This window comes from Actinokineospora xionganensis, from assembly GCF_014323725.1.
Lineage (GTDB): Bacteria > Actinomycetota > Actinomycetes > Mycobacteriales > Pseudonocardiaceae > Actinokineospora > Actinokineospora xionganensis.
Genome location: NZ_JABVED010000003.1, coordinates 235,632 through 258,283 on the forward strand (window position 1 = coordinate 235,632; position 22,652 = coordinate 258,283).

Annotated in this window: 18 protein-coding genes; 11 read left to right on the forward strand and 7 right to left on the reverse strand. The window is 70.3% G+C overall.

From position 1 onward, the window contains the following. The first annotated feature begins 64 nt into the window (after window positions 1-64). Window positions 65-631 carry a DUF937 domain-containing protein gene (locus GPZ80_RS07405; protein ID WP_187219390.1) on the forward strand — a complete coding sequence of 189 codons (567 nt, stop codon included), beginning with the start codon at window positions 65-67 and terminating at the stop codon, window positions 629-631. Window positions 632-674: 43 nt separating this feature from the next. Here GPZ80_RS07405 and GPZ80_RS07410 read toward each other — a convergent pair whose 3' ends face one another. The 6 genes from GPZ80_RS07410 to GPZ80_RS07435 all read right to left on the reverse strand — a co-directional run bounded on the left by GPZ80_RS07410 (window position 675) and on the right by GPZ80_RS07435 (window position 8,926). Continuing rightward, a complete protein-coding gene (locus GPZ80_RS07410; protein ID WP_187219391.1) occupies window positions 675-1,601 on the reverse strand; it encodes an N-acetylmuramic acid 6-phosphate etherase in 927 nt (308 codons plus the stop codon). A 43-nt stretch (window positions 1,602-1,644) separates the two neighbouring features. Next, a complete protein-coding gene (locus tag GPZ80_RS07415) occupies window positions 1,645-2,562 on the reverse strand; it encodes a MurR/RpiR family transcriptional regulator (protein WP_187219775.1) in 918 nt (305 codons plus the stop codon). A 167-nt stretch (window positions 2,563-2,729) separates the two neighbouring features. Continuing rightward, on the reverse strand, window positions 2,730-4,448 hold the full coding sequence (locus tag GPZ80_RS07420) for a serine hydrolase domain-containing protein (RefSeq protein WP_376771654.1): 1,719 nt from the start codon (window positions 4,446-4,448) through the stop codon (window positions 2,730-2,732). Window positions 4,449-4,473: 25 nt separating this feature from the next. Continuing rightward, window positions 4,474-5,712, reverse strand: coding sequence for an exo-beta-N-acetylmuramidase NamZ family protein (locus GPZ80_RS07425; RefSeq protein ID WP_187219392.1), 1,239 nt, complete (start codon window positions 5,710-5,712; stop codon window positions 4,474-4,476). A 5-nt stretch (window positions 5,713-5,717) separates the two neighbouring features. Then, entirely contained in the window at window positions 5,718-7,490 is a 1,773-nt protein-coding gene (locus GPZ80_RS07430; protein ID WP_187219777.1) for a glycoside hydrolase family 3 protein, read from the reverse strand. Window positions 7,491-8,098: 608 nt separating this feature from the next. Further along, entirely contained in the window at window positions 8,099-8,926 is an 828-nt protein-coding gene (locus GPZ80_RS07435; protein WP_312880178.1) for an HAD family hydrolase, read from the reverse strand. 405 nt (window positions 8,927-9,331) lie between these two features. On the opposite strand from GPZ80_RS07435, the gene ssd reads away from it, so the two are divergent. From ssd to GPZ80_RS07480, 9 genes are all read left to right on the forward strand, one after another. After that, window positions 9,332-10,381, forward strand: a complete 1,050-nt coding sequence (gene ssd, locus GPZ80_RS07440) for a septum site-determining protein Ssd (protein ID WP_187219394.1) — start codon at window positions 9,332-9,334, stop codon at window positions 10,379-10,381. 352 nt (window positions 10,382-10,733) lie between these two features. Next, window positions 10,734-11,927, forward strand: coding sequence for a TadA family conjugal transfer-associated ATPase (locus tag GPZ80_RS07445; protein ID WP_187219395.1), 1,194 nt, complete (start codon window positions 10,734-10,736; stop codon window positions 11,925-11,927). A gap of 574 nt (window positions 11,928-12,501) precedes the next feature. Then, window positions 12,502-13,287 (forward strand): type II secretion system F family protein, encoded by a 786-nt coding sequence (locus tag GPZ80_RS07450; RefSeq protein ID WP_187219396.1) that lies wholly within the window; start codon window positions 12,502-12,504, stop codon window positions 13,285-13,287. Between the two features lie 400 nt (window positions 13,288-13,687). Then, window positions 13,688-14,284 (forward strand): type II secretion system F family protein, encoded by a 597-nt coding sequence (locus GPZ80_RS07455; RefSeq protein WP_187219398.1) that lies wholly within the window; start codon window positions 13,688-13,690, stop codon window positions 14,282-14,284. 12 nt (window positions 14,285-14,296) lie between these two features. Next, window positions 14,297-14,476: a DUF4244 domain-containing protein gene (locus GPZ80_RS07460; protein ID WP_187219400.1), complete on the forward strand. Its 180-nt coding sequence runs from the start codon at window positions 14,297-14,299 to the stop codon at window positions 14,474-14,476. Further along, the gene (locus GPZ80_RS07465) at window positions 14,473-14,805 is read left to right on the forward strand and encodes a TadE family type IV pilus minor pilin (RefSeq protein WP_187219401.1); all 333 of its coding nucleotides are present in this window, start codon (window positions 14,473-14,475) and stop codon (window positions 14,803-14,805) included. Before GPZ80_RS07460 ends, GPZ80_RS07465 begins: the two co-directional genes overlap by 4 nt. Further along, window positions 14,802-15,176 (forward strand): Rv3654c family TadE-like protein, encoded by a 375-nt coding sequence (locus tag GPZ80_RS07470; RefSeq protein WP_187219403.1) that lies wholly within the window; start codon window positions 14,802-14,804, stop codon window positions 15,174-15,176. Before GPZ80_RS07465 ends, GPZ80_RS07470 begins: the two co-directional genes overlap by 4 nt. Window positions 15,177-15,494: 318 nt before the next feature. Then, entirely contained in the window at window positions 15,495-16,124 is a 630-nt protein-coding gene (locus tag GPZ80_RS07475; RefSeq protein ID WP_187219405.1) for a bifunctional DNA primase/polymerase, read from the forward strand. A 755-nt stretch (window positions 16,125-16,879) separates the two neighbouring features. Further along, window positions 16,880-17,725, forward strand: coding sequence for a hypothetical protein (locus GPZ80_RS07480; RefSeq protein WP_187219407.1), 846 nt, complete (start codon window positions 16,880-16,882; stop codon window positions 17,723-17,725). Here the strand turns inward: GPZ80_RS07480 and GPZ80_RS07485 are convergent. Further along, the gene (locus tag GPZ80_RS07485; RefSeq protein WP_187219409.1) at window positions 17,722-20,031 is read right to left on the reverse strand and encodes a DNA 3'-5' helicase SftH; all 2,310 of its coding nucleotides are present in this window, start codon (window positions 20,029-20,031) and stop codon (window positions 17,722-17,724) included. The genes GPZ80_RS07480 and GPZ80_RS07485 overlap by 4 nt on opposite strands. A gap of 259 nt (window positions 20,032-20,290) precedes the next feature. Between GPZ80_RS07485 and GPZ80_RS07490 the strand changes: the two genes are divergently transcribed. Next, entirely contained in the window at window positions 20,291-22,582 is a 2,292-nt protein-coding gene (locus GPZ80_RS07490; protein ID WP_187219411.1) for a sodium-translocating pyrophosphatase, read from the forward strand. Window positions 22,583-22,652: the final 70 nt, after the last annotated feature.

Consider the following 22,652-nt stretch of genomic DNA (forward strand, 5'->3'; position numbering starts at 1 on the left):
GCCGGCAGGCCGCCGTCGTTATCGTTGGCGGCAGCCGAGCCCGGCGCCTGAGGAGGATCCACCCGTGAGCGCGATTGACGACATCCTTGGCCAGATCCCGCTGTCCCAACTCGCCGCCCAACTGGGTGTCGACGAGGGGACCGCGGAGCAGGCGACCCGTGCCGCGCTGCCCGCGCTGCTGGGTGGAATGCAGGCCAACGTGCAAGACCCGGCGGGCGAGCAGTCCCTGCTGAAAGCGTTGGGGCAGCACGATCCCAGTCTTGTCGAGGGCGGTGTCGACCTGGACCGGGTGGACACCGCGGATGGTTCGAAGATCGTGAACAACGTCTTCGGCGCGCAGCAGTCCGAGGTCGTCAACACCCTGGGCGGGCTGCCTGGCATCGACGGCAAGGCGCTGATCGCCAAGCTGCTGCCGCTGCTCGCCCCGATCGTGATGTCCTACCTGGCGAAGAAGCTTGGCGGCAAACTCGGCGCGCCCGTGCCGGAACAGCCCCAGCAGCCCCAGCAGCAGAGCGGCGGCGTCCTGGGGGATCTCCTCGGCGGCCTGCTCGGCGGCGGCTCCGGTGGCGGCGGTGGGCTCGGAAACCTGGGTGACCTGCTCGGCGGACTCCTGGGCGCCGGCCGCAAGTAGACAATGCGCCGTGGCGTACCCCGCTGGGGTGCGCTACGGCGCGCTAGACGGCGTGGGCGTCGAGCAAGCCCAACGCCTGCCGGACGTGGCCGCTGGTCTCCGTCAGCGCTTGTCGAGCGCTGGGGGTGTCCACACCGGACAGCAGGTGCACGAGCGCGACCTTGAGGTCGCCATGGGCCTCGGTCAGCGCCGCGGAGCACTCGGCCATGCCCAAGCCGGTCGCCTCGCGCAGGATCCGCAGGGTGCGACCGCGCAGCTTGGCGTTGTTGGCCCGCATGCTGACCATAAGATTCGAGTACGTGCGGCCCATCTTGACCATGACCGCGGTGGAGAACGCGGTGAGCACGAGCTTCTGCGCCGTGCCCGCCTTCATCCTCGTCGAACCGGAGATCGCCTCGGGGCCGGTGTCGACCACGATCACCAGATCGATCTGGGACGTCCGCGCGGCGTTGGGGTTGTTCGACACCAGGGCCGTCGTCGCGCCGATCCCGTGCGCGGTCTCGAGCGCGCTGATCACGTACGGGGTGCGGCCGGAGGCGGTCAGGCCCAGGACGAAGTCACCGGGCCGGACGTCGCGGTTCATCTCCTCGGCGGCGGCCAGGTCGTCGTCCTCGGCGGCCTCGGCGGAGCGGTGGACAGCCCCCGGGCCACCCGCGTGGTGGACCTGGAACCAGTCCGGCGGGGTGTTGTACGTCGGAGCCAACTCGGCGGCGTCGAGGGTGGCGATGCGGCCGGAGGTGCCCGCGCCGACGTAGTGCACGCGCTTGCCCGCGCGCAAAGCCTCTGTCGCCAGGTCGACCGCCTGCGCCAACAGCGGCAGCGCGGCGGCCACGGCGTCCGGGACCGCGCGGTCCTCGGAGTTGATCGTCCGCAGGATGTCGACCGTCGACATCTGGTCGATGTCGGCGGTGCGCGGGTTCCTCCGCTCCGTGGGGGAGTCGACATGCACGGTCTGGCGAGGCACCGTCATCTCACGCAATCCCTTCCGAAGCGGTCGGACCCGCGCACCACTGTCACTTCCCGGTGTCTCGCGGCTTGCGCCGTCCGTCGTGCCGGGTCTCGAGCCGGTGCGGTCCGACCGCGTCCCGAGTCGAGTCGAGCGCCTTGATCGTCTCGTCCAGGTGCCGCTGCGCGACGCCGATGAACAGGCAGTCGACCACCGTGAGCTGCGCGATCCGGCTGGCCGTCGCGCCAGAACGGAAGGTGGTCTCCCGTGCGGCCGTGGTCAGCACCAGGTCGGCCACCTCCGCGATCGGGGAGGTCGGGTAGTTCGTCAGCGCCACCGTGGTCGCCCCGTGCTCGCGGGCGACCCGCAGGGCCTCGACGGTGTCGGCGGTGGCGCCGGTGTGCGAGATGCCCACCGCGACATCGCCGGGTTTGAGCACCGCGGCCGAGGTCAACATGATGTGCGTGTCGTTCCAGGCGAAGCTGACCCGCCCGATCCGATGCAGCTTCTGCTGCAGGTCGAGCGCCACGAACGCGCTGGCACCGACGCCGTAGACGTCGACCCTCCCCGCGCTCGCGACGGCGCTGACGACCTCGGCCAGCACATCGATGTCGAGTTGGTCCGCGGTTTCCTCGACGGCCCGGGAGTCGGCGAAGGTGACCTTCCCGACGACGGTCTTGAGGTCGTCTTCGGGGTTGATGTCACCGCCGAGATCCCGGTCGGCGTGCGCCTCGGACCGGGCGGTGTCGGCGGCAAGCGCGATGCGCAGCTCGGGGTAGCCCCCGACGCCGATCGCCTTGCAGAACCTGGTCACGGTCGTCTCGCTGGTGCCCGCGGCCTCGGCGACCTCCGTGATGCTGCGGCGGGCGACGGTGTGCGGGCTCTCAAGCACGACCTTGGCCACCCGCTGCTCAGCTCGGGCCAGGCCCGGCAGGAGCGAACGGATGCGGACCAATGGACTTGACTCGCTGTGTTCTGCTGTCATTTGACTCGCACTCACGTGGGAAACTTACTAACAGTGATGGGGTAGGACAAGGTGGTGCGTCACCTTTGTTGGCAACGCTACCCAAACGTGTCAGTTTCAGCTGTGGGCCTGGGGTGGGGCTTGTTCACCGAATCGCTGGTCGGCTGCGGATTGTTAGCGTCAAACGGTCAACAACTTTGGGGCCGCCACCCATCCGGCGTCATCAAGTGGGGTTCTTTCTCACCGTTAAGCAGCGGTCGATCACCATCGGTGACCAATATTCGATCGACGTAGAAACCGCGACCGAGGTACCTGCCGTCGGTGCTCGCCCGCCACCGAACCGTGAACTGGCCCGCCGCGGGCACGTCGGCGTTGATCGTCCACCAACTCCGGTGGCCCGCACCGGCCAAAACGTCCACCTGGCCCGGCGGTGCGCCGCGCCCCGCCGCCCGCATGGGCAGCGCCTGCCACGTCTGCCCGTCGGAACTCCACTCCAGCCGGAGCACATCACTCGATTCGGTATCCACGAATGTGTCGAACGTGACCTGCGCCGACCCCGTCGCGACGAGCTGGGGCGAGGTCAGTGTGGACGTCGTCCCGTCGGCCCATCCGGTGGCCCAGGCGTCCGCCCCGTGCCTGGGACACACCGCCATCGCCCGGGCCAGCCCGCTCGCGAGCCGTTCTCGGGCGAGGTTGATCGACCCCCACGTGCGCGACGGGTGCACGCGGTTGGTCAGGAGAATGGTGAATGACCGCGAGGCCGGGTCGATTACCAAGGAAGTGCCGGTGAACCCCGTATGCCCGGCGGTGCGCTGGCCGGACAGCGCGCCCATGTACCAGCGCTGGTTCAGCTCGAAGCCCAGGCCGTGGTCGTTGCCGGGGAACTGCGGCGTGTGGTTCGTCAGCATCTCGCGGACCGTCTCGGCCCGCAGGATCCGCCTGCCCGCGTAGCCGCCTCCGTTGAGGATGGCCTGCGCGAGGACAGCCAGGTCGTCGGCGGTGGAGAACACGCCCGCGTGTCCTGCCACACCGCCCAGCGACCACGCGTTCTCGTCGTGTGCCTCGCCGCGGACCATCCCGCGCGGGGGCGAGGACTGGAACTCCGTCGCCGCGACGCGGTGCAGCTTCGCGGCGGACGGGTTGTAGCCGGTGTCGCGCAGACCCAGCGGTCCGGTGATCCGCTCGGCGACCAGCGTGTCGAGCGGCTTGCCGGACCTCCGTTCGACCAGGACGCCGAGGGTGATCAGGTTGAGGTCGGAGTAGACGTACCTCGATCCGGGCAGGTACTTCGGCGCCCGGTCGAGCACCGCGGCGATTCGCGAGGCTTTGTCCGGCCAGTCGCGCCACAGCGGGATGAACGGCTCCAGCCCGGAAGTGTGGGTGAGCAGCTGCTTGACGGTGACCGAGTCCTTGCCGTTGGCCGCGAACTCGGGCAGATAGCCGGCCACCGGGGCGTCGACGTCCACCGACCCGTCTTCGACCAGGCACAACACGGCCAGGGAGGTGAACAGCTTGCTCACCGACGCCAGGTCGAAGATCGTGTCCGGCCGCATCGGCACCCGCTGCTCGGCGGGAAGCTCGGTGCCCGAGGCGTCGGCGTAGCGCACCGCCTGGCCCGCCTCGGAGCGCGACACGATCACCCCGTTGTGCGCGGACAGCGTGACCGCGCCCGCGAACAGCGGTCTGGTCGGGTTCGGCCGCGTCCATGCCTCGATCGCCCGCTCGGCCTCGGCGAGGGGACCAGGGTCGAGGCCCGCGGACTCCGCGGAGTCGGCCCGCAGCATGGTGCTCGCCGGAGCGAACCCCTGCCATGGCCGGTCGAACCGGCCCGCCGCATTCTCCGCCATCGCCTCCGAACCGCCTGCCATGAGCACTACCGCCATCACTGCGGCCGCCAACCGTGCCATCGCGCTCCGTTTCACCGACAGAGGATCACCGATAGAGGAGGTAGGGCTCCCTGAGTCGCCGGAAATCGGCAAGTTCCGACTGCCACGCGCCGACGATCTCGGCCGTGTCCGCGCCGGCGTCGACCATCCGTCGAAGTCGGTCGGACCCGGACAATTTGTCGATAAAGAGATCCGGCCGCCACGCGAACACCGCCGGGAACAGCCGTTTCACGGTGACCAGCATCGCCACCGCGGTCCGGATCGCCTCGAATCGCCGCTCGTCGGTCAGGTGCGCCTGCACGCCACCGCACGCGACACCGGCGAACTTGCCGAAGGTCGGGACGAAGTACTGCTCGCGGAAGCGGACCCCGGGGAGGTCCAGTGCGTTGAGTTCCTCGGCCCAGCGCCAATCGAGGCCGGGCGCGCCGATGATCTCGAAGGGACGAGTCGTGCCCCGGCCCTCCGAGAGCACCGTGCCCTCGAACAGGCAGGTGCCCGGGTAGGCGAGCGCGGTCTGCGGGGTCGGCATGTTGGGGCTCGGGGGCACCCACGTGAGCCCGGTGTCGGCGAACAAATGGTCGCGCCGCCAGCCGGTGACGCGCTCGACCGTCACCTCCCGACCAAGGAACTCGCCGCCGAACAGCCGGGCCAGTTCCCCGACGGTCATGCCGTGCTGCTGCGCGATCGGCTGCCGACCGACGCCGGACGCGTAGGCGGGGTCAAGCCTGGGTCCGAGCGCGGAGCCGCCGATCGGATTGGGGCGGTCGAGGACGATGAACTCAAGATCCTTGGCGGCGCTCATCGCCGTGTACATGGTCCAGATGTAGGTATAGAACCGGGCGCCCACGTCGGCGATGTCGAAGACCACGGTGTCCACGCCCGCCGTCGCGAACTGCGCCGCGAGCTTGGCGGCGGTGGCGCCGTAGGCGTCATACACGGGGATGCCCGTGCGGGGGTCCAGGTAGTCGCCCTCCGAGCCGCCCGCCTGCGCGGTGCCCCGGAAACCGTGCTCCGGCCCGAACACGGCCGTCGGCCGCACCCCCGCGGCGACCATGGAGTCGACCACGTGTGTGCCGTCGCGCAGAACGCCGGTCGGGTTGGACACGATCCCGAGGCGCCGCCCGGCCAGGCGCCGCCAGCCTTGGGCGGCGAGGGTGTCGGCGGCGGGCGACGTCCGTCCGCGGGGTTCGGCCACGGCAGGCGGCTGTGCGCGCGCGGGCGTCGCCGCGGCGGTGAGCAGGGGAGCCGTGAGCGCGGAGGCGGCGAGGAACCGTCGGCGGTCCATCCCGGCTACCAGCTCAGGCCGTGGTCGAACGGATAGCGCACTTCGGTCGGGTTGGCGCCGTCCGGAACGGCGACCGGCAGCTTGCCCTTCGGCGGGATCTCCCCGGTGATCACCTTCGTGAGCGACTCCAGGGACACCTCGCGCCACGAGTACGTCGCCAGCCACGTGGGCACGTCGACGAAGCCCGCGTCATACGGGACCTGGGATGCCACGGCGATCACCGGCTTCCCGGTCTCCATCAGGCGAGTGAGCAGCGTGCGCTGGGCGAGGTTCGCGGACAGGTTGTTGGTAAGCACGATCACGAGGTCGACGCCTTGGGCGGCCTCGACCGCTTCGGTGATCTTGGTGTCCACCGGTCTGGTGCCGGTCGGCAGTGGTGTCGTGTCCCAACCCCTGGCGCGCAGGTGCGCGGCCAGCAAGGCGGGGGACTTGGTCGAGTTCACTTGGTCGCCGACTCCTGCGACCAGCGTCTTCGTCGCTGTTCGGCGAGGCAGCAGGCGCGCGTCGTCGCGCAGCGCCGTCACCGTGCGGTCGGTCAGCCGCTGGATCGCGGCCTTGTGCTCGGCCGTGCCCACCAGGGCCGGGACCCGCTCGACGTCCACGAAGGGCCGACTCAGGATGCCGCGCTTGGCTTTGAGGGCCACGATCCGGCGGACACTCTGCTCGACCCGCTCCACCGTGAGCCTGCCGCTGCGCACCGCGGCGAGCACGGAATCCATGGCCAGCCGCAGATCTGGTGGCATCAGCAGCTGGTCGACGCCTGCCTCGATCGCCAGCACCGGGATCTCGGCGTCGCTGAACATCTCCCGGATCCCCTGCATGCCAAGGGAGTCCGACACGATCACGCCCTGGTAGCCCATCTCCTCGCGGAGCAGCTCGGTCATGATCGGCCTGGACACGGTGGCCGGGACGCGGGTCGGATCCAGGCTGGGGAACTGGATGTGCGCGGTCATGATCGAGTCGATGCCCGCCGCGATCGCCGCGCGGAACGGCGGCAGGTCCACCTTTTCCCACTCCTCGGCGGACCGGTTGATGATCGGCAGGCCGGTGTGGCTGTCGGTCGCGGCGTCGCCATGTCCGGGGAAGTGCTTCGCGGAAGACGACACGGTGGCTATCGACCGGCCGCTCTCCTGGTAGCCGCGCACCTCCGCGGTGACCATCTCGCTCGCGAGGACCGGGTCCGCGGAGAACGACCGCGCGCCGATGACCGGATTGAGCGGGTTGGAGTTCACGTCGGCGACCGGCGCGAAGTTCTGGTTGACCCCCATCGCGCGCAGCTCATGGCCGTTGATCGAGGCCAGCGTGCGCGCGTCCGCGGCGTTGCGGCCCGCGCCGATCGCCATGCTCCCGGGGTACTCGGTGGCGGGCGCCTCGACCCGGGTGACGTTGCCGCCCTCCTGGTCGATCGCCACGACCAGCGGCAGCCGGGCGCCTGACTCGATCGCCGCCCGCTGCAGACCGTTCGAGAACTTGGCGAGCTGCACCGGGCTGTCGACGTTGTCGGTGCCGCTGCTGTTGAAGTAGATGACCCCGCCGACCTGGTACCGCTTCACCACCTCGGCGGGCGTGTCCACGCCGTAGGTGGCGCGGTTCATCGAGTGGACCTCGTCGGCGGACTTGCCCCAGACACTGGCGACGAAGAGCTGGCCGACCTTCTGCTCGAGGCTCATCCGAGCCAGGAGATCGTCGGTCCAGGCATCCACGGAACGCGCGCGGATTTCGTCCTCCGCTGGTTTGACTGCGGGGATCGCGCTCGCCACGACACTCACGACCGCCATGGTGGCGGCGGCGATGACGAGCGCGGCCAGTGTCCGTGGAGTACGCACCCTGCCTCCCGGTGGTCATGTGGCGCTTGTTAACCAATAACAACGCCTACACGGAAGTTACTCACGTGACGATCACCGGGTCAACGCGGTGTTGGCTGCCTGTGGACAACCACCCCTGAAACGGAATTGGGCGGTTCCGCTCCGGAGAGCGGAACCGCCCAAACCTCCGCGCGAACACTCGAGTTACCAAGCGTGCAACGTTGTCGTATCAACATGGCCTCGGCGTCCGGCGTCCCGGTACGCAGTCCCTTGACGACATGCCTCCCGCGGCGTGCTGCGCGTGGGTGCTCGGTGCTCGCGCACGGAGTTCGCTCGGGGTGGATCGGAGCTTCTCTTCGCTTCGTCCCTGGCCGGCTCGAAGTCCGCACCTCCATTTGTACCCAGTGAGGAAGGTCACTTCAAGGGCACTTTCGGGTGCACCGGTAAAGACCTCGGAAAGCATCGACCAGCACCGTCCGTAAGCGTAGTCTGGACGCTCTGTTTGTGTTTTACCCGGTCTGGATCACGTGGGTACCGCCAGTCGGGTGCATTCGAAACTCCTTGCGCGACACCGAGTCCGGTCAGCGCCTGCGCCTGCGGTAGCCGTACCAGGCGGCGCCCGCCGCGGCGGCCGCCGCGCTGAGGCCGATCGCCGTCACCGCCACCGTCGTTCCCGACGGCGCGTGGAAGCGCGAACGCAGCGACACCGGCTTCGAGAACGTCAGTATCGGCCAGCCGCGCTCGGTCGCGATCTTGCGTAGCCCGCGGTCCGGGTTGACCGCCGACGGGTGCCCGACCGCCTCCAGCATTGGAATGTCGGTGCTGGAGTCGGAGTAGGCGTGGCTCGCGGCGAGGTCGTAACCGTGCCGCTCGGCCAGCTCGCGGATCGCGGCGGCCTTGTTGTCGCCGTAGCAGTAGAAGTCGATCTCCCCGGTGTATCGGCCCTCGGCCGACACCATCCGCGTGCCGACGCTGTGCGTCGCGCCGATCATTTCCGCGATGGGGGCGACGATCTCCTCGCCGGAAGCGGAGATGACGACGACCTCGTGGCCGTTCGCCTGGTGCTCGGCGACCAGTTCGGCGGCTTCGGCGTAGACGAGCGGGTCGACGATGTCGTGCAGCGTCTCCTCCACGATCGAGCGAACCTGCTCGACATCCCACCCCGCGCACAGCGACGTGAGGTGCTCGCGCATGCGCTCGACCTGGTCCGCATCCGCCCCGGAAGCAGCGAAAACGAACTGCGCGTAAGCACTTTTGAGCACTCCGCGACGGTTGATGAGGCCGCCCTGGAAGAACGGCCTGCTGAACGCCAGCGTGCTGGATTTCGCGATGACCGTCTTGTCCAGGTCGAAGAACGCCGCGATCCGGCCCGGTTGGAGTGGGTCGGCGCTGCTGCCGGAATCGGTCACGCCGCCAGCATAGGAGCGGGCCTCCGGCGGGCCGTCACGGTATGCCCACGGGGTGAACTGTGGCAGTGTCTTCGGCCGTTCTGTAGCCAAGACACCCAGGGGAGGGGATACAGTATCCATAACCGGCCTAGTGCCGGGACGGTTCAGTCCGACCCCCCGGGGCTGAACCTCTGACGGCCCCCGCCCCTCCCCCCTGGCGGGGGCCGTCCTATATCCGCCGCAAGTCGGCCCCCTCCCAGCCTGCCGGCACCCGCCGACAAAAACGGCTGCCCACCACCGGTCTGTCCACAGTGACCGCGACCTGTCCACAGCCCGGCAGGCGGGGATTGTTCTCGACGCCCTCTCGAAAGATCGTGATCACAGCGGCCGCGGACGGCCGCCCCGATCCGAAGGGAGCTGGTCGTCGTGGCCCGACCCGTGGCGTGCGTGCATGAGGACAGCCTGCTCGACGAGGTGCTGCGAGTGGCCGCGGCGGCGGGCTGCGCGGTCGAACGAGTCGTCGACATCGCCGATCTCCGAGCCCGCTGGAAGGACGCCCCACTCGTCATTCTCGACGCCGACGCGGCGGCGTCGTGCCTGGCCAACGCGTTGCCGCGCAGGGAAAGCGTGGTCTTGGTGTGCGTGGGTCCCCCGCCGCCGACCACGTGGTCCGCCGCGGTCGCCCTCGGCGCGGACCGCGTCGTCACACTGCCGGATGGCGAGTCCTGGCTGGTGGAAGCGTTTGCGGACACCACGGAGAGCCCGGCGGGCAAGGCAGGCCGGGTCGTCGCCGTCATCGGCGGACGCGGTGGCGCGGGCGCCTCGGTGTTCGCCGCCGCGGTGGGCCTCACGGCGCTCGAACTCGGCCACGACGCCCTGCTCGTCGACTGCGATCCGCTCGGCGGTGGCCTCGACCTGGTGCTGGGGGCGGAACAGAGCCCGGGGATGCGGTGGCCCGACGTGCGCCTCAAATCCGGCCGCATCCCAGTGTCCAGCCTCCGGTCCGCACTCCCTGGCCGCACCAAGGGTGACTCACGCCTCACACTGCTGTCCGGCGCGAGATCGGGCGAGGCGCCCAGCCCGGAGGCGGTGGGCGCGGTCGTCGACGCGGGCAGGCGCGGTGGCGAGACCGTCGTATGCGACCTACCGCGCGCCCCAGGTGACGCCGCCCACGCCGCACTCGACCGCGCGGATCTCGCGGTGGTGATCGTCCCCGCCGAAGTCCGCGCCTGCGCCGCGGCCCGCAACGTCGTCGCCCGAATCGTCGCCCGAGGCATCCGCGCGGCAGTGATCGTCCGCGGCCCCGCCCCCACCCGACTGGGCTCACCAGCCGTGGCCAACGCCGTAGGCCTCCCCCTGTTGGCAACCCTGCGCGCCGACCGATCCCTGCCCCACTCCCTGGACCACGGCGACTTCCAGGTCCGCGGCTCCCTGGCCCGAGCCGCCCGGGCGGTTCTTGCGGAGCTCCGCCCATGACCAAACCCACGACAGCGACAACAAACCCCATCACCCACCACCGCACACGCCTCGCCCCCACCGTCATCACCCACGTCATCCGCGCCGGAGTCGGGGTGGACGTAGGCCACCGCGATCTCCAAGTCCGTGTGTCCCTCGCGAGTGCCGCCCGCCAGTTCACCACCACAGCCATCGCTCAAGCCGTCCCCTGCGAAGCGAACGTGGCCACAGGCCCGCAACGACATCCCGGTTCGCGACTCCCTCGCCCCTGGGCCGCGCCCGGTTCCTCCGGAGCTTTCCCCAAGACCGCAGGCACAGGAGCGACCACCGACCTCGTCGACCGGGCCAGCCGGCGATTCGGGGGCATCCGCCCATGACCAGAGGAACGACGACCGACCTTGTCGACCGGGTCCGCAAGCGGCTCGCGGGAGGTGGCCGGGAGATCACCTCCGCCGCCGTGGCCCAAGCCGTCCGCGACGAAGCGGGCGGGGTTGTGGGCCACGACGACGTCCTCACCGCGTTGACGTTGCTGCGCCAGGAGTTCGTCGGCGCCGGCCCACTCGACCCGCTGCTTCGCGACCAAGCCACCACCGATGTCCTCGTCACCGCGCCCGACCAGGTCTGGGTCGACGGCTCGTCGGGTCTGCGCCGCACCGACATCCACTTCCGCGACGAAGACGCCGTGCGGCGCCTCGCCCAGCGCCTCGCCATGGCCGCGGGCCGCCGCCTCGACGACGCCCAGCCCTACGTCGACGGCTGGCTGCCGAGCGCGGCCACCAACACCCGAATCCGGCTGCACGCCGTGCTGCCGCCGATCGCCGAAGCGGGCACCTGTCTCGCACTTCGTGTCCTTCGCCCCGCCGCCCACGGCCTCACCGACCTGCGCCGCCTGGCCACGTTCGACGACCAACTCCACGACGTGCTCCGCGCGATCGTCCACGCCAGGCTGGCTTTCCTGGTCTCGGGCGGAACCGGCAGCGGAAAGACGACCCTCCTGTCCGCCCTACTCGGCGAAGTGCCGGCGGGAGAACGCATCGTCTGCGTGGAGGACGCGGGCGAACTGCAACCGGCTCACCCCCAGTTCGTCCGCCTGGTCACGCGCCCGCCGAACATCGAAGGCGCGGGCGAGATCACCCTGCGAGACCTGGTCCGCCAAGCCCTGCGGATGCGCCCCGACCGGCTGGTGCTGGGCGAAGTTCGAGGCCCGGAGGTCTGCGATCTCTTGGCCGCCCTCAACACCGGCCACGACGGGGGCGCCGGAACGGTCCACGCCAACTCGCCCGCGGAAGTGCCCGCACGCCTTGAGGCCCTGGCGGCCTTGGGTGGCCTGACCGCCCCCGCCCTGCACAGCCAAGCGGCCGCCGCCCTCCACCTGATCCTCCACATGCGACGGTCGGCGGCCGGAGTCCGACACCTCGAGCAGATCGCCCTACTCGCCAGATCCGCAACCGGCCTGGCGATAACCCCAGTATGGAAGGACAGCGCGTGGACACCGGCTGCCCCTGCCCTCGCAACCCTGCTGCGGAACGCTGGCGTATCCCTACCCCAGCTCCTGACACCGTGCTGACGCGAACGGAAACTTCGGTCGACAATTCCCAGCTGTGCCAAGGGAATTCCGGGACCGGCAGCCGAACACCGACAGTAGCCGAACCAAGGCGCCGTCCCCTTGGCGCCGCACGGAGATCCGCCGTGGACGCTGCCCCAGCCGATGGAAGGCGCCCAAGCTCCGCGCGGTCGAGCTCAACCAGGCCGCCGGCTGTGGTCGGGTGGCTGACGGCGAGAGCCCGGCCGGCGCTGAGGACGCTCGCACCGTTCGAACCCACTTGGTCGATCACGACCAAGTGGACGCGCCTTCTCTGGAGGTCGGTGCGCCGGACTCCGGCTGTCGATCAGCTCGTGCGGCAGCCGGACGACGCCGGGCACCCGCAGGGCGATGCGCACTTGACTGGCGTGAATTCGCGCGGGCTCATGGTGTTCGGCTCGCCGCGGTCATCTGCAGACCATGCAGCGCGCCAATCGTTCCGCGCGAGGTCCCCGCGCCGGACGCTGTTCGAGTCGTGGTGGTGGGCGGTATCGCGGGCGGCCGCCTGGGCGAATACGAGGCCGATGCTGACCCTGCCCAAGCGCATGGGTGATCGCGCATGTTGATCCCGCCCGTCCTGCTGCTGGCCGCCGCCGTGCTCGCCTGGCCGTCAGACGTGGCCTCCCTCCGACTGCGACGCCTCACGGTTTGCCAACGCCCGACTCTTCTCCGCAAGCCGAAGCACGTGGGCCCCATCGCCGCACTGGCCGCGGCTCTGGTCTGCGCTGCGATGGCGGGCGTCGGGGGTGGCGTAGCCGCTGCGATGGCCACACTGACCGTGGGCCACCACGTTCGGGACCGCAGGCGAGTCCGGTCCGTCCTCGCCGCCACGGCCGGGCTGGCCGAAGCCATCAGGTCACTCGTCGCGGAGTTGAGGGCAGGTGCGCACCCAGCCGACGCAGCCGAAGGCGCGGCACGAGACGCGGACCCCACGGTGGCGGCGACCCTCCGCGCCGCCGCGTCGGCGCTACGACTCGGCGGCGACATCGACGACGCGTTCAACGCGGCCGGTCCCGAAGCCACAGTGGCAAGGGCATGGCGCCTCGCCGCCAGACACGGTTTGCCACTCGCGGACGTCCTGGACGCGGTCCGGGCGGAACTCGACCACCAGGTCGGCTTCGCCAGACAGGTCATCGCCAGGATGGCGGGGCCCAGAGCGGGCGCCATGGTCCTCGCGGGACTGCCCGTCATCGGCCTCCTACTGGGCCAGGCGATGGGCGCGGCCCCACTGGGGGTGCTCACCAACTCTTTCGGAGGCCAGGTCCTACTCGTCGCCGGCGTGGCCCTGGAGTGTGCGGGTGTCCTGTGGTCGGCGTGGCTGACCAACCGGGTGGTAGCGCCATGACCCGGTTCGCAGGCGAAGTGCTGCTCTGTTCGCCATCCCGGTGCCGTCGGTCCGCCTCTACATCTGTTGCCGGCCCGGTTGACCAGCAAGGTGGTCGCGCAAGGCCCCGGTTCGCAGGCGCGGTGATGGTCGGTGTGCCCGCCAGCCCGCGCCCGCACTTGTTGCCGGTGGTTGACCAGCGGGGTGGTAGCGCCATGACCCGGTTCGCAGACGAACTGCTACTCGGTCCGCCATCCGGATGCCGCCGGCCCGCCGTCGCAGCCGGCGCAGGCGAGGTTGACCAGGAGCGTGGCCGCACCATGACTCGGTTCGCAGTGGCGGTTTCACTTGCGCTGATTCGGCAGGTAGGTCCGCCGCCGGAACCGTTGATGGGGTGGTCGGTCAGGCGGGTGGGCGTGCCGTGACTCAACTCCTCCTGCTTGCCGTGGCGGTGCTGGTCGGTGTGCCGCACCGGTCCGCGACTGTTCGGCTTGGGCGGATCTTCGGCCAACCGACCACCGAAGCCCCCAGAATCCGACGGACCCCAAGAAGGCCGCCTCGGCAGTCGCGTGCCCCCGACGACGGCACCCGCGCGGCCACCTGGGATTTGCTCGCCGCCTGTCTGTCGTCGGGTATGGCGGTTCCCGCCGCGATCCGGGCGGTTGCCGCCGATCTGCCGGAACGCGCCGGGCGAGCCCTGCGGGACACCGCCGACCTCCTTGCCCTCGGCGGCGATCCCGTCGACGCGTGGGCGCTCGCGTTGGAGTGTCCGGAGACGGCGGGGCTTGCCCGGGGTGCCCGAAGAACGGCGCGGTCCGGCGCGGCGCTCGCCGGTGTCGCGAGGGCCCTTGCCGCTGATGCCCGCGCGCGGACCGGTGAGGCCGCGGAAGCGCGGGCGCAACGTGCGGCCGTGCTGATCAGTGGCCCGCTCGCGCTCTGTTTTCTTCCCGCCTTTCTTTGCCTGGGCGTTGTGCCGATCGTGCTCGGGCTGGCGGGTGTCCTGTCGAACCACCTCTGAACGGAGATCCACATGTCCCACTTCCCGCAGCGCCTCCGCCAGTGTGACGACGGCATGAGCACCGTCGAGTACGCGATCGGCACCATCGCCGCCGCCGCGTTCGCCGGCATCCTCTTGGTTGTCGTCAACAGCGACGCGGTCATGAGCGGCCTCAACGCGCTCATAGCCCGGGCCATGGGCGGTGGGGCGTGAAGTCCGACCGTGGCGCGGTCACGGTCGAGGCCGCGATCGCCATGTCGGCGCTGATGGTTGTCCTCGTGCTTGTCGTCGGCTCTCTCCTGGCCGTCACCGACCACATGCGCTGCGTCGACGCCGCGCGGGAGGCCGCCCGGCTGGCCGCGCGTGGTGAGGTGGACCGGGGGCGCGCGGTCGCGGCCGGACTCGCGCCTCCGGGCGCCGACATCCTGATCCGGCGGGAGGGCGACGCCGTCTCCGTCGAGGTCCGCGCCGAGTCCGCGGGTGTCGTCCGCTTGCGGGCTGACGCCTATGTGATCGCGGAACCCGGGACGTCGGACCCATGAACTCGGGTGACGACGGCGTCGCGACCGTGTGGGCGGCGGGTGTGATCGCCATGGTGGTGGTGCTCGCGGGCCTGGTCGCGGGCCTGGGCGCCGCCCTGGTGACCCGGCACCGGGCTGAGGCGGCGGCCGACCTCGCGGCGCTCTCGGGCGCCGTGCACGCGGTGTCCGGTGAGGCCGCCGCGTGCGGCCGGGCCCGGTGGGTGGCCGACCGCATGCGTGTCGAGTTGCTCGGCTGTCGGCTGAGCGGTTGGGACGTGTCCGTGCATGTTGCCGCCCGGCCGCCGAGTTTCATCGCGGCGTTCGGTCCGGCTGAATCCGCCGCACGAGCGGGGCCGGTCGGCAACGGTCAAACGGTCGGCCTCGCACGGTGAACGGCATCGCGTCCGCCGCCCGATCGGCGGCTTGGCCGAGTTGATGATCATGCTGTTGATCTTCATCTGCGCAGGTCAGACGGCTGGTTGCGCGGGGTGACGAACCTGTCACCACGGCGCGGGACGAGCGGGTCGGCTTGAGCCTGTCGTCGACGATGACCGGTTGACGGGGCTTTACCCGCCGTTCCGCCGCCGTTTCGCTCACCTCGTCAAAGCGACCAGTTGTCGACTGCAAGTTACGTATCGCACGTCGGATGTCGTCTAGTAGTCATAGGCCGCCAAGCGCGGCGCCCGCACCGCGAGGAGGCACTGCCCGAGATGTTGGAAACCGATAGGTCGGAAAGCTGGCGGAGAGCGTTCCGGGTCGAACTGCGAGCGGAGGCGATCGGCCTCGCGTTCCGCGGTTGGCCCGTTCTGCCGGGCACCTATCCGGCCGGAGAGCACTGGGCGGGCCGCGAAGGCGTCGAGGACACCGGCCCCGTGCCCGTCCACCGCGACTGGCAGGAACGCATCGGCACCAAGGCCGAGCAGGTCGCCACCTGGTGGACCGGTCGTCCCTACAGCCTGCTTCTGGCCACTGGCAAGGTTTACGACGCGATCGAGGTCGACGACGACCTTGGCAGGCGCGCCGCGGGCGTGCTGCGCTCGGTCGGCTTGCCCGTGCCGATCATCGCGACGCCCGACCGCCGCTGGTTCTTCCTGACCCAGTCCGGCGCGCAGCTCAGCCACGAGCTCGCGGCGGACCCGACCATCACCCTGCACGCGGACGGCAGCTGGATCACGTTGCCGCCCAGCCCTTTCCAACACGGTGTCGTCCACTGGCGAGTGAAGCCTGAGGTGTGCGGCTGGGAGATCCCGACCTCCCGCACCGTGCAGGACGCGCTGCTCGACGCCCTGCAGGAACCCACCCGCGATCGACTGGTCACCCAGCTCATCGGGGCGGACTAGCCCACCTGACCACTGTGGCCGGTTCACGCTCGACATTCCCGCGAGCGGTGAAGGCCACCCGCCAATGCCGGTCCAACGCGCCGCACGCCACCTCCCGCCCTCGGCGGGCGCGACGGACAGGCAGCCAGCCGAGCACCACTGGAGGCGACGGCCTCCCGCACGGCCCACGGAACAACAGACCAGCGGCAACAGCCGCAGTCGGCGACACCCCGCCCGGGACGAACCGCCTGCCCGACACCGACCGCCTCCCAGGTGTCCCAGCGCAGTGCGAGTACTCCCCGCCGATGGTCTTGGCACCCCGAGGGTCCTGCGGTAGCAGGCCAGTCGCACGCTCGGCGGCACAGCAGTGCGCCGGGGTTGCGCGTCGGTGTCCCCACCGACGCCCCCCGGCGCCTGCCGCGTTAGGGGCCAGGCTCGCTTCGTCCGAGCCGCCGGCGCCGCGTCAAGGAGTGTGCGGCGCTCGGTTCTGGCCGGTGCCGCGTTCGAGGGGAGCTGCGCCATCCCGCGGGCCCGCTGCGGCCACTCGAACCGTGAGTGCCCGTGGTGAGATGAAGATCCCCAAAGCAAGGCGAAAAGTCGCGGCAGGTGCCCAGTAGGCTGCGGTCGTCGACATCTCTGGGGGGACCATGAGAACTTCGCTGCTCGCTGCCTGCGTCATACTTTGCTTAGCCTTGACCAGTTGCACCAACGATCAGGGGAGCGACACTCCGCCCGCATCCAGCGCGACCGCGTCGCGGGCCGTGGATCGGGCCAGCATGACGGCGGCGGCGGTGTTCGGCGGCGACATGCTTGGGGTTGACGTTTCCACCGACATGTGTGCGTTCCTTCGGCCCGAAGATCTCCAGGACCTCGGTGCCGCGAAGATCGCCGATCCGCAGGGATTCGCCCGCTGCGCGATCGAGGTCGCGGCTCCGGCGGGCCCCAGCACCATCTACGCGGGCCGCTTCTTCGACGTCGCGGCCAAACCCGTCAAGGGTCCGCCCAAGACGCTTGCGGGCGGGCTCAAGGAGTACGGCGGCGGCTCGGCGCGCAATTGCGCGAGTCAGGTGGTGTTCCCGGACAACGTGGGGCTGCGCGTGTATGCGACCGGCCCCGCCGACCCGTGTCCCTTGGTGCGTCGCGCCATCGACGCGATGATCGGTCGGTTCGACGACGGGACGGCTCCGCCGCGGCCGGTCCCGGCCAACTCGCTGGAACGCCTGGACGCTTGCTCTCTGCTTCCCGCCGATGTGTCCAAGGCGGTCCCCGGCGCGAGCCCGGGCCGCGAACCCCAGTTGGACAGGCATATCTGTTCGAGCGGGCCCAGCTTCAGGGCGTATGGCGTCCTGGCTCTCGTAGTCGGCTATCCGCCTGCGGCAGGCGGGGCGTCGGTGGGCGAGGTCATCGCGGGCAGGCAGACGGTGGTCGCCACCCGCCCCCGGGCCGACGGCGGCAAGTTCTACTGCGAGGCCCGCACGTCAGTGCGGCCGTTGGACAACAAGGATTTGCCGGGCGCGATGGAGTACGCCGTCGCGGAGGTCGGGTGGTTCACCGAGCCGGAGGACTGTTCGGCGGCGAAGGCTCTCGCGGGCATGTTGTGGCCCGCGCTGCCACCAGTCTAAGCGGTCAACACTCGCAGGACCGTGGCCAACACCGACACCGCCCCCGCCTTGTCCAGCGGCTCGTTCCCGTTGCCGCACTTCGGTGACTGCACGCACGACGGGCACCCGGCCGGGCACTCGCACCCGCTGATCGCCTTGCGGGTGGCGGTGAGCCAAGGGATGAGCGCCGCGTGGCCGCGGTCGGCGAAACCCGCGCCCCCGGGGTGGCCGTCGTGGACGAAGACGGTCGCTCGGCCCGTGTCCGGATGCAGGGCGGTGGACACGCCGCCGATGTCCCAGCGGTCGCAGGTGGCGAACAGCGGCAGCAGGCCGATGGCGGCGTGTTCGGCCGCGTGCAGGGCACCCGGGACTGTCGCCGGCGCAACGCAGCCGAGCAGGTCCTCGCTGATCGTGTACCAGACCGAGCGGGTCGTCAGCGTGTGCTCGGGCAGGTCGAGCGGCACCTGGTCCATGACCTCGCCGGACGGCAGCCTCCGCAGGTAGCCGACAACCTGGGACGTCACCGCCACCTCGCCCAGACACACCGTCACCTCGCCCGCGCCCGCACGGTGGACCGCGCGGGAATGGGTGTCCAGCAACGAGATGTCCACGATCTCGCGCGCCTGGGTGGACCACTCCGGGTTCTCCGCGTGCACCATCGCGAGCCCGGACTCCAGGTCGAGATCGTCCACCACGTAGGACGCGCCCTGGTGCAGGTACACCGCCCCCGGGTGGACAGACGTGCACGCGCTGCCCGGGCTCACTGTCCCGAGCATCCGCCCGGAGTCCGATTCCACCACCGCGATCTGCTCGCCGCCGGAGCCGCGGATGTCGACGTCGCCGTGTGGGCGGTCGCGGGCCGTCCAGTACCAGCCCGCGGGCCGTTTGCGCAGGACTCCTTCGTGGACCAGGCCGTCGAGGACCGTGCGGGCGCCCGGGCCGAACGTCGGCAGACACTCGACGGTCAGGGGCAGCTCCGCCGCCGCGCAGGCCAGTTGGGGTGCCAGGACGTACGGGTTGCCCGGGTCGGTGACCGTGGCCTCGATCGGCTTGTCGAGCATCGCCGAGGGATTGTGCACGAGATAGGTGTCCAGCGGGTCGTCGCGGGCCACGAACACCACCAGTGACCCGTCGCCTGCCCGGCCCGCGCGACCCGCCTGCTGCCAGAACGACGCCACCGTGCCGGGGAATCCGGCGACCACCACGGCGTCGAGGCCCGCGATGTCCACGCCGAGCTCCAACGCGTTCGTGCTGGCCACGCCGAGAAGATCCCCGCAGGCCAACGCCTTCTCCAGGGCCCGCCGCTCCTCGGGCAGGTACCCGGAGCGGTAGGCGGCCACCCGGTCGGCCAGCTCGGGGTCCACTTCGGACAGAGCGCGCCGGGCGCTCAGCGCCGTGAGTTCGGCGCCTCGCCGGGAGCGGACGAACGCGAGCGTGCGGGCGCCCTCGATCACCAGGTCGGTGAGGATCCGGGCGGTCTCGGCGCCAGCCGAGCGGCGGACCGGGGCGCCGTTCTCGCCGGACAGGTCCTCCAGCAACGGCGGCTCCCACAGCGCCACTGTCCTCGCGCCGCGCGGGGAGTGGTCGTCGGTCACGGCCACACAGTCCACTCCGGACAGTCTGGTGGCGGAGGCGCCCGGGTCGGCGACCGTGGCCGAGGCCAGGATGAACACCGGGTCCGACCCGTACTTGCGGGCGATCCGGGCCAGCCGCCGCAGCAGCAGGGCCACGTGGGAGCCGAAGACGCCCCGGTAGGTGTGGCACTCGTCGACCACCACGTACCGCAGCTGCCGGAAGAAGGTCGCCCATCGGCCGTGTGCGGGAAGCACGCCGCGGTGGAGCATGTCGGGGTTCGTGAACAGCCACCGCCCGTGGGCCCGCGCCCAGTCGCGCTCGGCCATCGGGGTGTCGCCGTCGTAGGCGCAGGCTCGCAGGTCGCTCAGGTCCAGGGCGCGCAGCGAACGCAGTTGGTCGGCGCCAAGGGCTTTGGTCGGCGAGAGGTAGAGCGCGGTCGCGCGTGGCTCGTCGAGGAGGGTGGAGATCACGGGCAGCTGGTAGGCCAGCGATTTGCCCGACGCCGTCCCGGTCGCGATGACCACGCTGCGGCCGTCGTGCGCGTGGTCGGCCGCGGCGACCTGGTGGGCCCACGGCTCGTTCACCCCGCACTGGGCGAACGCCTCCCGGACCCGCGAGGGCGTCCATGAGGGCCATGGGACGGCGGTGGCCGCGCGTTCGGGCAGTTCGGCGACATGGGTGAGTGGATCTTCCCCGTCGGGGACCCCGGCGAGGACCCGTTTGAGCAGCACGGCGCCGCGTTCCGAACCCACTGGTCGAGCTTCGCACACGGGGGTGACGTTGTTGTTCGGCAGGCGAAGCGGGTATAGATGATCATGAGATGTTCGTCACAATAAGCCCAAGTAACGTCACTGACAGTGCACGTTATGGGACGGCTCGCGTCTGTGATCCGCCTTACCAATAGACTCCGCCGTCATCCCACCGAATGTGGTGGTGCACACGTCGGAATCGGAGTCGATGCACGCTCGGGCGGATGTCGGCGCTGAAACAGGCAGATCATCAGGAGGACGGATGTCCGGGCAATCCCTCGCGGCGGACCTGACGCTCACCGGCGGCGACAAAGGCGTTGTCGTCGTGGTCGCCGCGATCGCCCTCGCCGCTCTTGCCGTTGGTTATGTCCTGCTCAAGGAGGTCCTGGCCGCTGGCACAGGGACCACGAAGATGCAGGACATCGCCAAAGCGGTCCAAGAAGGCGCGGCGGCGTATCTCAAGCGGCAGCGCAACACGCTTCTGGTATTCGGCAGCGCGGTGTTCTTGCTGCTGTTCCTACTCCCCGCGGATAGCGGCGGCGAACGGATAGGCCGGTCCCTGTTCTTCTTGGTGGGCGCGGTGTTCTCGTTCACCATCGGCTATCTCGGCATGTGGCTGGCGACGCAGGCGAACCTGCGCGTCGCGTCCGCGGCCAACGACGAGGGCGGCCGCGAGAAGGCCACCCGCATCGCGTTCCGCACGGGCGGCGCGGTCGGCATGGCGACCGTGGGCCTCGGCCTGTTCGGCGCGGCGATCGTCGTGCTCGTCTACACCGGCGGTGCGCCCAAGGTCCTTGAGGGCTTCGGCTTCGGCGCCGCGCTGATCGCGATGTTCATGCGAGTCGGCGGCGGCATCTTCACCAAGGCCGCGGACGTCGGCGCCGACCTGGTCGGCAAGGTCGAGCAGAACATCCCGGAGGACGACCCCCGCAACGCCGCCACCATCGCCGACAACGTCGGCGACAACGTGGGTGACTGCGCGGGCATGGCCGCGGACCTGTTCGAGTCCTACGCCGTGACCCTGGTCGCCGCGCTGATCCTCGGCAGCACCGCGTTCGGTGTGCAGGGCCTGCTCTTCCCGTTGATCGTCCCGGCGCTCGGCGTGATCACCGCGATGCTCGGTGTCTACATCACCAAGGCCCGCGCGGGCGAGAGCGGTCTGACCGCGATCAACCGCTCGTTCTACATCTCGGCGCTCTTCTCGGCGGTTCTGTGCACGGCGGCGGCGTTCATCTACCTGCCCAACTCGTTCGCCGAACTGACCCAGGCCCCCACGACCACGGGCGAGCCCGGCAGCCCCGCGCTGATCGCCGCTATCGCCGTGATCATCGGCATCGTGCTCGCCGGCGTCATTCTCTGGCTGACCGGCTACTACACGGGCACCGACCACAAGCCGGTCAAGGAGGTCGGCAAGACCTCGCTGACCGGTGCGGCCACCGTGGTCCTGTCGGGTATCTCGGTCGGTTTCGAGTCCGCTGTCTACACCGCGATTGTCATCGGCGCGGCGGTTTACGGCGCGTTCCTGCTCTCCGGTTCGATCATCGTCTCGCTCTTCGCGATCGCTCTCGCCGGCTGTGGTCTGCTGACCACCGTCGGCGTCATCGTCGCGATGGACACCTTCGGCCCGGTCTCGGACAACGCCCAGGGCATCGCCGAGATGTCCGGCGACGTGACCCCCGAGGGCGCACAGATCCTCACCGAGCTCGACGCGGTCGGCAACACCACCAAGGCGATCACCAAGGGCATCGCGATCGCCACGGCGGTGCTCGCGGCGACCGCGCTGTTCGGGTCGTACCAGACCGCGATCGTCGAGGCGCTGGGCAAGGCGGGCGAGAGCTTCAAGACCGAGGACTTCATCGTCTTCAGCCCGGATGTGCTGTTCGGCATCCTGATCGGCGCGGCCGTGGTCTTCATGTTCTCGGGTCTCGCGATCAACGCGGTCACCCGCGCGGCGGGCGCCATCGTCTTCGAGGTGCGCCGCCAGTTCCGTGAGATCCCCGGGATCATGGAAGGCACCGGCAAGCCGGAGTACGGCAAGGTCGTCGACATCTGCACGCGTGACTCGCTGCGTGAGCTGGCGACCCCGGGTCTGCTCGCGGTCCTCGCCCCGATCGCCGTCGGCTTCGGCCTCGGCGTCGGCCCGCTCGCGGGCTACCTCGGCGGCGCCATCGCGGCGGGCACGCTGATGGCGGTGTTCCTGGCCAACTCCGGTGGCGCCTGGGACAACGCGAAGAAGCTGGTCGAGGACGGCCACCACGGCGGCAAGGGGTCCGAGGCGCACGCCGCCACGGTCATCGGCGACACCGTGGGCGACCCGTTCAAGGACACCGCCGGTCCCGCGATCAACCCGCTGATCAAGGTGATGAACCTGGTCTCGCTGCTGATCGCGCCCGCCATCGTCACGTTCTCGGTCGGCCCGGACGCCTCCACGGGTCTTCGGGTCACGATCGCGGCCGTGGCCGTGGTGCTGATCGTCGTCGCGGTGGTCGTGTCGAAGCGTCGCGGCACCGCGATCGCGGACACCCCCGCGGAGACGGTGTCCAACGGAGTCTGATTTCGACGTGGTGACGGGGCCGGTTCCGCCGTTCGGCGGGGCCGGCCCCGTTCGCGTCGCCGCCCTGCGG